The organism is Arthrobacter sp. Dra40, assembly GCF_059091905.1.
This window is the reverse complement of sequence record NZ_JBNHHB010000229.1, coordinates 1-7,736: the sequence shown is the minus strand read 5'-3', so window position 1 is coordinate 7,736 and position 7,736 is coordinate 1. Positions and strand designations below refer to the sequence as shown.

The 7,736-nt window shown below is 65.9% G+C and carries 9 protein-coding genes and 1 pseudogene; 6 read left to right on the top strand and 4 right to left on the bottom strand.

Features of this window, described 5'->3' with window-relative positions:
- Nucleotides 1–77: pseudogene (locus AC5RWT_RS32160) on the bottom strand (co-chaperone GroES); the annotation flags it as partial.
- A gap of 344 nt (nt 78–421) precedes the next feature.
- Between AC5RWT_RS32160 and AC5RWT_RS32155 the strand changes: the two are divergent.
- The 4 genes from AC5RWT_RS32155 to AC5RWT_RS32140 are packed head-to-tail and all read left to right on the top strand — an operon-like array spanning nt 422 to nt 4,211.
- Nucleotides 422–1,372 carry a siderophore ABC transporter substrate-binding protein gene (locus AC5RWT_RS32155; protein WP_494083763.1) on the top strand — a complete coding sequence of 317 codons (951 nt, stop codon included), beginning with the start codon at nt 422–424 and terminating at the stop codon, nt 1,370–1,372.
- A gap of 52 nt (nt 1,373–1,424) precedes the next feature.
- Complete coding sequence (locus tag AC5RWT_RS32150; RefSeq protein ID WP_494083762.1) at nt 1,425–2,456, top strand: ABC transporter permease; 1,032 nt, start codon at nt 1,425–1,427, stop codon at nt 2,454–2,456.
- A complete protein-coding gene (locus AC5RWT_RS32145; RefSeq protein WP_494083761.1) occupies nt 2,449–3,456 on the top strand; it encodes an iron chelate uptake ABC transporter family permease subunit in 1,008 nt (335 codons plus the stop codon). Before AC5RWT_RS32150 ends, AC5RWT_RS32145 begins: the two co-directional genes overlap by 8 nt.
- Nucleotides 3,453–4,211: an iron ABC transporter ATP-binding protein gene (locus AC5RWT_RS32140; protein ID WP_494083760.1), complete on the top strand. Its 759-nt coding sequence runs from the start codon at nt 3,453–3,455 to the stop codon at nt 4,209–4,211. The genes AC5RWT_RS32145 and AC5RWT_RS32140 overlap by 4 nt, the downstream gene beginning before the upstream one ends.
- 46 nt (nt 4,212–4,257) lie before the next feature.
- On the opposite strand, the gene AC5RWT_RS32135 is transcribed toward AC5RWT_RS32140, so the two are convergent.
- Nucleotides 4,258–4,647 carry a VOC family protein gene (locus AC5RWT_RS32135; RefSeq protein WP_494083759.1) on the bottom strand — a complete coding sequence of 130 codons (390 nt, stop codon included), beginning with the start codon at nt 4,645–4,647 and terminating at the stop codon, nt 4,258–4,260.
- Between the two features lie 257 nt (nt 4,648–4,904).
- Here AC5RWT_RS32135 and AC5RWT_RS32130 point away from each other — a divergent pair, with 257 nt between their 5' ends.
- Complete coding sequence (locus AC5RWT_RS32130) at nt 4,905–6,221, top strand: MFS transporter (protein ID WP_494083758.1); 1,317 nt, start codon at nt 4,905–4,907, stop codon at nt 6,219–6,221.
- A 43-nt stretch (nt 6,222–6,264) separates the two neighbouring features.
- Here the strand turns inward: AC5RWT_RS32130 and AC5RWT_RS32125 are convergent, their stop codons facing one another.
- Together AC5RWT_RS32125 and AC5RWT_RS32120 are read right to left on the bottom strand one after the other, a co-directional pair.
- Complete coding sequence (locus tag AC5RWT_RS32125) at nt 6,265–6,864, bottom strand: maleylpyruvate isomerase N-terminal domain-containing protein (RefSeq protein WP_494083757.1); 600 nt, start codon at nt 6,862–6,864, stop codon at nt 6,265–6,267.
- Between the two features lie 87 nt (nt 6,865–6,951).
- The gene (locus AC5RWT_RS32120; protein ID WP_494083756.1) at nt 6,952–7,134 is read right to left on the bottom strand and encodes a hypothetical protein; all 183 of its coding nucleotides are present in this window, start codon (nt 7,132–7,134) and stop codon (nt 6,952–6,954) included.
- Between the two features lie 143 nt (nt 7,135–7,277).
- Between AC5RWT_RS32120 and AC5RWT_RS32115 the strand changes: the two genes are divergently transcribed.
- Nucleotides 7,278–7,736: DUF8688 domain-containing protein (locus AC5RWT_RS32115; RefSeq protein ID WP_494083755.1), on the top strand; the 459-nt coding region annotated here is incomplete at its 3' end.

The window sequence follows — 7,736 nt, the reverse complement described above, 5'->3', positions numbered from 1 at the left end:
CCGGAGGCCGTGGTCTGCTCTGCTTCGAGCGGCTGGACAACAATACGATCCTCAAGAGGCTTAATGGAGACCGACACTCGGCTCTCTCCTTTTCATGCGCTACGAATAGGTGGGCCAAGGAGATGTCTGCCGTCGTCGCGGTGCCGGCAGGCGGTTCCTTGAGTTAGCACCCTCACGGGGAGAGTGCTAACAGTGACTCTATGAGAAGGGTTAGCACTCGGTCAAGGCGAGTGCCAACGACCGGCCGGAACAATTCCTGGAAGCGGCCCGCGGTGTGACGACTAGCGGCACCCCTTCCGTCCGCCAAGTTGCGTAAGGCTAACCTAACCCGGTAGTTTTCAGACTGCGCGCAAATAGCAAACGTTTATGTTGCCTAATGCCTCTTTCGCCTGAAGCGGTGTTGACGATCGATGGAGTGTCAGTGAAAAACCCCCTCAAGTCCGGCCTGCTGGCTGTGACCGCAGCCGTTTCCATGCTCGCCATGAGCGCGTGCGGACAGCAGACCGATGCCGCAGCGGGAACCGGTGCCGAGACGATCAGCATTGAGCACGCCTCCGGTACCACCGACGTGCCGGTGAACCCGGAGACCGTCTACACCTTCGATCTTGGGGTGCTGGACAGCCTCACCGCCCTGGGCGTCACGGTCGACGGCGTCCCGGAGGCAGCCGTGTTCCCCGAGCCGCTGGCACAGTACGCCGGGGACGACTACACCAAGATCGGCTCCATGAAGGAACCCGACTTCGAGGCGATCAGCGAAGGCGCACCGGATTTGATCATCATCTCCGGCCGCACCGCCGAGGCCTACGGCGAACTGAGCAAAATCGCCCCGACCATCGACCTGAGCGTTGATCCCGCGGCTCCGATGGAGAGCTTCAAGGAGGTCTCTGCGACCCTCGGCGAGATTTTCGGCAAGGAAGCCGAGGTCAGCGAAAAGCTTGCCGCCATCGACAGCAGGATCGAGGACACCAAGGCCGACGCTGCCGACGCCGGCACTGTCCTGGTGCTGATGACCAGCGGCGGCGAGATGACTGCCTATGGGGCAGGCTCCCGTTTCGGCATCGTGCACGATGTCCTGGGTTTGCAGACCGCCGCTGACGTAAAGTCCGAGGGACCGCACGGCGAGGCCATTTCGCACGAATTCGTCGCTGAGACCAACCCGGACCACCTGTTCGTTATCGACCGCGACGCGGCCGTCGGGGAATCCGGGGAGGCCGCTGCTGCCGTCCTGGACAACGACCTGGTCAACGGCACCAACGCTGCCAGGAACGACAGCATCACCTATCTTGATTCAGCATCCTGGTACCTGGTGGGCTACGGCCTGAATAATACGGACGCCATGATCAGTGCCGTCCAGGCAGCCATCACGAAGTAGCACCCGTACGGCCGCCGACAACCCGCCGGCGGCCTACGCGGTGGCCCCCTCCATGGCTTCCTCCACGATTTCCAGTCCGGCCCCGGTGGCAACAGCCGCGGCGCGACGCCGTCACCGCACCCGCGGATCCGGTTCCCAGCTCGCGTGGGCGGGCACCGCCGTCGTTCTGCTGGCCATTGCCAGCATGTTCGTGGGGGTCAGCGATGTGTCACTGCCCGCCTTGCTGGCCGGTGACCGGGCCGCGTGGGACATCTTCTGGATCAGCCGCCTGCCGCGTACCCTGTCGGTCGTCCTGGCCGGTGCGGCGCTGGGCATTGCCGGCCTGATCATGCAGCTGATGGCGCGAAACAAGTTCGTGGAGCCGTCCACTGTGGGGACCGTGGAGTCGGCCTCGCTGGGCATCCTGGTGGTCACGGTGGCGATCCCCGGTGCATCGCTGCTGGCCAAGATGTCCGTGGCTACCGTGTTCGCAGCCGCCGGCACCGGCCTGTTCCTGCTGGTGCTGCGCCGGATCCCGCTGCGCAACACGCTCGTTGTGCCGCTGGTCGGCATCATGCTGGGCGGTGTCATCGCGGCGGTCACTACTTTCTTCGCCTACCGCTATGATCTGCTGCAGACGCTGAACAGCTGGATGATCGGCGACTTTTCCGGCGTACTGCGCGGTCGCTACGAATTGCTCTGGGTCGTCGCGGTGCTCGCCCTGGTCGGCTACCTGTGCGCGGACCGGTTCACCATGGTCGGCATGGGCCAGGAATTCTCCACCAACCTCGGCCTGAACTACGGGCGCGTCATGGCGCTGGGACTGGTCATCGTCTCGCTGATCAGCGCCGTGGTGGTGGTCAACATCGGCGCCATCCCGTTCCTGGGTCTGGTGGTGCCCAATCTGGTCTCGCTGGCGTTCGGCGACAGCGTCCGCCGTGCCGTCCCCTGGGTGGCCGTCTTCGGCGCGGGCTTTGTGCTGCTCTGCGACATCATCGGCCGCACCATCCGCTTCCCCTACGAAATCCCGGTGGGTGTCATCGTCTCCGCGGTGGGCAGCGCCATCTTCCTGTACCTGCTGCTGAGGACCCGTAGGAATGGCTGATCCGGCCCTTCCGTCCGCGCTGACCCAGCGCAACTGCCGCACGTTCACCGCAGTCCGGCCGCGGACCCTGATCCTTGGGCTGGGCCTGCTGACCGCCGTCCTCGTGGCCGCGTTCATGACCGTCGACCTGCGCGGCAACCTCGGCTACGTCCTGCCCCGCAGGGCCATCAAGATCGGTTCGATGCTTCTGGTGGCCTACGCGGTAGGAGTGTCCACCGTGTTGTTCCAGACAGTGACCGCCAACCGGATCCTGACGCCGTCGATCATGGGTTTCGACGCGCTCTACATGCTGATCCAGACCGGGCTGACGTTCGGCATCGGCGGGCAGGCGTTGCTGAGCCTGGGCGCGCCGGTGCGCTTCGTGATCGAGGTGATGCTGATGGTGGGCTTCTCCTTCCTGCTCTACCGCTGGCTGTTCACCGGCGGCGGCAAGAGCCTGCACTTGATGCTGCTGGTGGGCATCGTGTTCGGAACCATGTTCCGGGGCATCTCCTCGCTGCTGCAGCGGCTGATCGACCCGAGCGAGTTCATCATCCTGCAGGATCTGTTCTTCGCCAGCTTCAACAATGTGGACGGTCTGCTGCTGGCTGTCTCGGCGGTGGCCGTTGCCGGGGCGAGCATCCCCGTGTGGCGGATGCGCCGCCAACTGGACGTGTTGGCGCTGGGACGCGACACGGCACTGAATCTGGGCGTCGACCACCGGCGGGCCGTCACGACCGTGCTGATGCTGTGCGCCATCCTGGTGGCTGTCTCCACCGCGCTGGTGGGGCCGATCACGTTCTTTGGCCTGCTCGTGGCCAGTCTGGCCTACGTGCTGTGCTCCCACTTCCGGCACGTGTACGTGCTGCCCGTCGCGGTGCTGCTGGGCGCCATCGCCCTGGTCGGCGGCCAGCTGGTACTCGAGCAGGTGTTCAGCTTCGATACTGCGCTGAGCATCGTCATTGAATTTGCCGGCGGCATCCTGTTCATCGCCCTGCTGCTGAAAGGCTCCATCAAATGATCCATGTCTCCGGTGTCTCCAAGACCTACGGCACGCAGACAGTGGTGGACGACGTCAGTTGCTACATCAAGGACGGCGGCATCACCTCGATCATCGGGCCCAACGGCGCCGGCAAGTCGACGCTGCTCTCCATGGTGTCCCGGCTGCTGCCCATGGACGCCGGGGCGGTGACCATCGACGGCCTGGATGTCAGCACCACCGCCGGCAAGGACTTGGCACGCAAAATGGCCATCCTGCGCCAGGACAACCAGCTGACCGTCCGGCTGACTGTCCGGGACCTGGTCGGCTTCGGCCGCTTCCCGCACAACAACGGCCGGCCGGGCCCCGCGGACAAGGCCCTCATCGACCAGGCCCTGGAGTACCTGGACCTGACGGCGATGGCGGACAAGTTCGTGGACGAACTCTCCGGCGGCCAACGGCAGCGGGCCTTCATCGCCATGGTGCTGGCGCAGGACACCGACTACCTGCTGTTGGACGAACCGCTGAACAACCTGGATATGAAGCACTCCGTGGAAATGATGCGGTTGCTGCGCCGGATGACCGATGAACTGGGCAAGACGGTGGTGCTCGTGATCCACGACATCAACTTCGCTTCGTGTTACTCGGACTCGATCATTGCCATGCGCTCCGGCCGGCTGGTGCACCAAGGCACGCCGTCCCAGATCATGCAGCCGGACGTGCTGCATGATGTGTACGAAATCGACATCCGGATCGAGGAGATCGAAGGCAACCGGATCGGCGTCTACTTCGCCTGAACACCGGCCGGGCGATGACCGGCCGGCCCGAGCCGGGACGAAACCGTCACTGCTTCAAGACCGCCAAAACATTGCCGGCCGGGTCCTTGAACCACGCGATGTCCGGGCCGTTGCCGCGCATGATGCCCTTTGCATCGGTGGGCAGGTTGGGATCGTCGTAGATGTTTGTCTGCACCCCGCGGCCGTTGAGCTCCTCCACGGCGGCTTCGACATTGGCGACGGCGAAGTTCAGGATGGTGAACGTGGCCGGTTGGTGGTCCGGCTTCGGGTACACCATCACCGTTGCGCCGCCCGGGAGCCTTAGCTCGAGCGTGCCCATGGGCCCGTCGGCTACGTCGAGGCCAAGGGTCCCGCCGTAGAATGTCCTGGCAGCCGCCGTGTCGTTGACGCTGAAGCCACTGAAAGCCTGAGTTGGGGTGAACCCTGCGCTGTCCATGGCGGTCTCCTTCGCTCTGCGGATTGACACCTCCCAGACTGGCACAGCCGCAGCGGGCGGGCCAGCGCTCCGGCCGGCGCGCGGAACTGTCCGGAAGGGCATCACTGGGGGGCAAAAGGGGCGACGCAAACGTCCGGCCGTGATGGCGGTGTCCGGACGGAGTAGTATCCCGGATCATGCCTGCGCACCGGTCACGAACACAATCCGGGCACCCTCGGCCTGGAACCTTGCGGCCCGGGGAATCCGCGGTGCTCTGGGTGGCCATTCTGGCTTCCTTTGTCGCCTTCCTGGACGCTTCCGTGGTGAGCGTGGCGCTGCCGGCCATAGACCGTGACCTTGGCGGGGGCCTCGCCGTCCAGCAGTGGGTGGTGGGCGGCTACCTGTTGTCCCTGGGCGCGCTGATCCTGGTTGCCGGCGCGCTGTCGGATCTGTTCGGCAGGGTCCGGATCCTGCGGGCGGGACTGTTGCTTTTCGGCGCGGCCTCGGTGGCCTGCGCGGCGGCGCCGGGAACGGCCGGCCTGGTGGCCGCGCGGATTGTCCAAGGTGGGGGCGCGGCGCTGCTGGTACCGGCCTCGCTGGCCCTGATCACCTCTACCTTCAGCGGGCGGGACCAGCACCGGGCAATCGGCGTGTGGACGGGCTGGACCGGCACGGCTTATATCTTTGGCCCGGTATTCGGCGGCCTGCTGGTGGACACGCTGGGCTGGCGGGTGGTCTTTGCCGTGAACGTTCTGCCCATCGCGGCGACACTGTGGCTATTGACGCGGCTCAACGATCCTCCCCGGCCGGCGCGACGGCCGCCGATCGACCTCTTGGGCGCGTGCCTGGCGGCCCTCGGGCTGGCAGGATCGGTGTTCGCGCTGATCGAGCAACAGCGGCTCGGCTGGGAGAACGCCCAGGTGCTGGTACCGCTGGCCGTCGGGCTGATGAGTATGGTGCTCTTTGTGTGGCGGGAACACCGTGCCGCCAACCCGATGATGCCGTTGCGGATTTTCCGCGCGCGCAATTTCGGCGTCGGCAATATCGCCACGGCGGGGATCTATGCCGGGCTATCCCTGGGCCTGTTCGCGCTCCCGGTCTTCCTGCAGCAGGCCGCCGGCTTCAGCGCTGCCGCCGCAGGCCTGGCGACATTGCCGATGAGTGTTCTTTCGCTGGCGTTGGCAGCCCGGTTCGGGCGGCTCTCAGGCCGATACGGGCCCCGCCTGTTCATGGCCGCGGGGCCCGTGCTGGCAGGGACGGGATTTCTGCTCATGATCTCCGTGCGCGAGCCCCTCGGTTTCTGGACGCAGATCCTTCCGGGCGTGCTGCTGGCAGGCCTGGGCCTGGCGGTGACCGTCTCCCCGCTGACGGCCGCGGTGCTCGGCGCGGCAGCACCGGAGCGCAGCGGGATTGCCTCTGCCGTAAACAACGCGGTGGCCCGCATCGCCGGGCTGGTGGCCATCGCGGCAGCCGGCGCCATCACCGGCGGCGTGCTGGATTATGCAGGCTTTCGCCGCGCCGCCCTGGCCGCTGCGCTGTTGCTTTTCGCCGGCGGACTGGTTTCCGCCGCCGGCATCCGCAACCCGCCGCCCTAGAATCGCCTGGTGGCAGGGGCTGGAGGTGGCGGGGTCCGCCGGGCTAAACCACGGAGAAGTCGCCCGGCAGCATGGTCCGGCCAGTCAGGGCCAACAGGACCTGCGCGCCCTCCCCGCGTTCGGCGGCGATCTGCAGCGCCAGAGACCCTGCCTCAAGTTCCACGTCCCGCGGCAGTTGAGCCACCAGGCCGCAGGCCCGTGACAGATCCAGGGTGTGCACCGCAAGTTCGAAGATCCGGGTGGGCAGGTAGTCGCTGAAGCGCATCCCGCCGGCGGCCGTTTCGATGACCCGGTCCTCGGTCAAGGGCAGGGTGTTCTCCAGTTGAGCCAGCAGCCGGTCCACCATATCCACCGGGTGCGGCCCCAACTCCTGACCGGCTGCGATGGCACGCCGGGTAACACCTGGGTCATCGGCCAAAGCGGTGGCCAGATAGTAGTCAGCGGCCGATTCCACCTGCACCCGCTCCGCAGGGCGGCCCAAGTACGTCAGTACCGTGGACAGTGCGCGGCTGGTGTGCCCGGCCAAGGTCCGGACGGTCCATTCGTCCAGCCCGGGGGCGTTCCACGCGGCAGGCGGCACATTAGCCAAGACTTCGCGGAAGTACCGGCCCGCGGACAGGAAAGTTGCCGCCGAATCGATCATGCGCCCATGCTATGGCCGGCGGGGCGGCCACGACCAGCGTCCACGGCCCTCGTGGCGTGGCTGGACTGGAACATGGTTGCCCGGCCTTCAGGCCAGTCGCTTCATCTCCGCCTGCCAGGCCGGGGCAGGTTCAGAGACCTCTTCCCACAGGGCCTGCCAACCACGGCGGGCGCGGTTGCCGGCCTGGATCAGCTCCCCAAGTTCTGCGTCAATTTCCGCTTGGCAAGCGTCAACATCCATGACGTACCCGTCATAAGGTGTGGACATCATTCGGGCCTCCTCACAGTAAGCTTCCTTACCGAGGGTACTGTCATCTTGAACTTTCGGCCATGGGGAGAACTACCCATAGCCTGTTCCGGCCCCTCGCATCGGGCCGTCAGCGTCCCCGAACCGGCTGCACTAGGCTTGAATCCATGGCATCCGAGACCCACGCCGAAAACATTGCGCCGATTCTGACATCGGAGGGTTGGGAACTGCTGAATTCGCTCGGCCCGTATTCCGAGGCGGAGAGCCTTCAGGTCGGCACCGAACTGCGGAAGGCAGGCCACTCCCCCGAACTGGTCTCCGCTGCCATGACCCAGTCGCGGCTGCGAGCCAAGGCCGAGGCGAAGTTCGGCCCGTTCGCGGAGAAAATGCTCTTCACCCAAGCGGGGCTGGAACAGGCCACCCGGCTCAACATCGCTGCCCTGCACGCCCAGCGCTTCCAGGCTGCCGGGGTGGAACACGTCGCGGACTTGGGCTGCGGAATCGGCGCGGATGCCATGGCGCTGGCGTCTTTGGACCGCAGGGTCACCGCGGTGGAACAAGATGAGACCACCGCTGCCGTGGCCACTATCAACCTGATGCCGTGGCCTGCCGCCACCGTCGTTAAT

What these genes read in the sequence shown, in the direction of transcription:
- AC5RWT_RS32145 (WP_494083761.1), top strand. Translation starts at nt 2,449, where the DNA reads ATGGCTGATCCGGCCCTTCCGTCCGCGCTGACCCAGCGCAACTGCCGC.
- AC5RWT_RS32140 (WP_494083760.1), top strand. Translation starts at nt 3,453, where the DNA reads ATGATCCATGTCTCCGGTGTCTCCAAGACCTACGGCACGCAGACAGTG.
- AC5RWT_RS32120 (WP_494083756.1), bottom strand. Translation starts at nt 7,134, where the DNA reads ATGATGTCCACACCTTATGACGGGTACGTCATGGATGTTGACGCTTGC.
- AC5RWT_RS32150 (WP_494083762.1), top strand. Translation starts at nt 1,425, where the DNA reads ATGGCTTCCTCCACGATTTCCAGTCCGGCCCCGGTGGCAACAGCCGCG.
- AC5RWT_RS32125 (WP_494083757.1), bottom strand. Translation starts at nt 6,864, where the DNA reads ATGATCGATTCGGCGGCAACTTTCCTGTCCGCGGGCCGGTACTTCCGC.
- AC5RWT_RS32135 (WP_494083759.1), bottom strand. Translation starts at nt 4,647, where the DNA reads ATGGACAGCGCAGGGTTCACCCCAACTCAGGCTTTCAGTGGCTTCAGC.